This window comes from Acidovorax delafieldii 2AN, assembly GCF_000175235.1.
In the GTDB taxonomy this organism is placed as follows: domain Bacteria; phylum Pseudomonadota; class Gammaproteobacteria; order Burkholderiales; family Burkholderiaceae_C; genus Acidovorax; species Acidovorax delafieldii_B.
Genome location: NZ_ACQT01000409.1, coordinates 1 through 2,132, shown reverse-complemented (window position 1 = coordinate 2,132; position 2,132 = coordinate 1). Strand labels below are relative to the sequence as shown.

General features: G+C 64.4%; 2 protein-coding genes. Both read right to left on the bottom strand.

All coding sequences use genetic code 11. The features are described from left to right. Positions 1 to 838 (bottom strand): TniB family NTP-binding protein (locus ACDELDRAFT_RS21640; RefSeq protein WP_005800620.1); only part of this gene is annotated, 838 nt, incomplete at its 3' end. Between the two features lie 2 nt (positions 839 to 840). Further along, positions 841 to 2,132: Mu transposase C-terminal domain-containing protein (locus tag ACDELDRAFT_RS21635; protein WP_005800619.1), on the bottom strand; the 1,292-nt coding region annotated here is incomplete at its 5' end.

The following is a 2,132-nucleotide window of genomic DNA, read 5'->3' as shown; positions in this document are numbered from 1 at the left end:
GGTGGTTGATCGCTTCCTCACTACTCTCCACGGCGGCCACGGCCGCCGCCATCAATAGGTGCGCCAGCTCGCCAATAGTGCCCTCGCTGCGCGTGAGCAGGTAGCGAGCCATGTCCAGCGTGGCAATCGACGAGGGTCGCCGCAGAGGAAGCGAAGCGGCGAAGCTGGCCAGCAGTGAGCAGCAATCGTCGTTGGCCTCCCACAGCGGCAGCATCATCGGCTCGAAGCGGTTTTCCAACTGGTCATCCGAGCGGATGGCCAGATAGGCGTCGCGCGTGCCAACCCCGACCAGTGGGATGCGCAGTTCGTTGCCGAGGAAGCGCAGCAGGTTGAGGAATTCCCGGCGGTTGACGCTGTTGCCGGCCAGGACGTTGTGCAGCTCGTCGATCACCAGCAAACGCACACCGAGCTTGCGCAGCAGTGCCAGCGCCAGTTGCTCCATTTCCGGCAGCCGTGGGCGCGGTCGCAATGGCGCACCCATCGCCGCGAGCAGCGCGACGTAGAAGCGGATCACAGACGGCTCGGACGGCATCTGCACGACCAGCACCGGGATGTGCTCCTGGTCGGCATCGGCGCTGGCCAGATGCGTGCGCCGGAATTTCTCGACGATCATCGACTTGCCGTTGTTGGTTGGGCCAATCAACAGCAGGTTGGGCATGCGTTGTTTGTTTGGCCACGCATACAGGGCTTCCAGCCGGTTCAGCGCCTCGATTGCTCGCGGATAGCCGATCCAGCGGTCGGCGCGAAGGCGATGGATGCGCTCGTCCGCCGGGAGACGGGCCAAGCCCTGGGCCGCCGGCAGCAGGTGGGACAGGTCGATGATGGGATATTCGTCCACGGCTACCACTCCTCAATCTGGTCGAACGGTTTGGCAGGTGGCTGGTTGTCCGCCTGCGGGTCTGCCATGTCCGTGTCCGCTGGTGGCGTGGTTTTGACAGGTTGTTCCGTTGACTTGAGATGCTGGCGTCGATCCGCGTCGCGCCGCGCCTTGCGCGTGGCTTTCTGCGCAGTGGTCACGATTTCGCGCATCTGCCCGATCATGCGGAACAGCGCCGACTCATCCACCTGTTCGCGCCCTTGCTGCCGCAATTTCGCCAGCGCCTGCCGTTGTTCCCAGAGGGTGACAGCCGGGTGCGACAAGGTACGGTATGGAATTTCCAGATAGTGCTGCCCCTCCGGCTCCAGCACCCAAATGCGGCTGATGTCGCGTGGGTCGCGCCGGATCAGGAACGCAGGCAGGCGGTCGCGCCGAGCTATCCACGGCTTGAGCGCATCGGCGTAGTAGTGGATGTGGTCGATGACGAAGCCAGTGCGGGTCAGGGTGCGGCGGAGGACGGGCAGGAAATCGACCAGAAAAGCCGTGGTGCGAGTGATGACGGTTGGAACGCCGGTACGCGCGACAGCTTCGGCCCAGCGTGCGGCCGGCGGTTGGAGCAGGCCGTTGTGCACGGAGCCGTGATAGGTGCCAACCGCCAATGCGAGCCAGCGTTCCAGCTCGCGCAGTGTCAGGGCGGCCATCTTCTCGGAGGCGTATTCCCCGCGCTGGTCAGGGTTGGAGAAGGTCGTCCCCGGCAATTCGTCGTGGATCATTTGCATCGCCGTGCCGATGATCCGTTCCACGATGCCGCCATAGTGCGGCTGCCCGAGAGGCCGATAGTCCAACCGGATGCCATGCTGCTCGCAGCCACGGCGTAGCGCCTCGCTCTTGAATTCGGCCGCGTTGTCCAGGTAGAGCAGCGCGGGCTTGCCGCTCATCGGCCAGTCCATTTCCACGTCCAACCTTTCCAACCAAGGGCGCTTGTCGCAACCGGCGTGTGCGAGGCACAGGCCGACCGAGACGGCAGATGGCGCTTCTAACGTGACCACCATGCCAACCACGCAGCGGGTGAACACGTCGATGGCGAGGGTCAGGTACGGACGGCCAATCGGTTGCCGGTCGCGCTCGTCCACCACGATCAGGTCGATGACTGTGTGGTCGATCTGTACCTGCTCCAGCGGTGCGGAGACTGGCGGAGGAACACCGCCAACACCTTGCAGGATGCGGGACGCATCCTGGCCTTCCCGAAGTCGAGTGGTCTTGAGTGGATCAAGGCTGGCGATCCGCAACGCGACCGTGTTGCGCGCCGGCATCC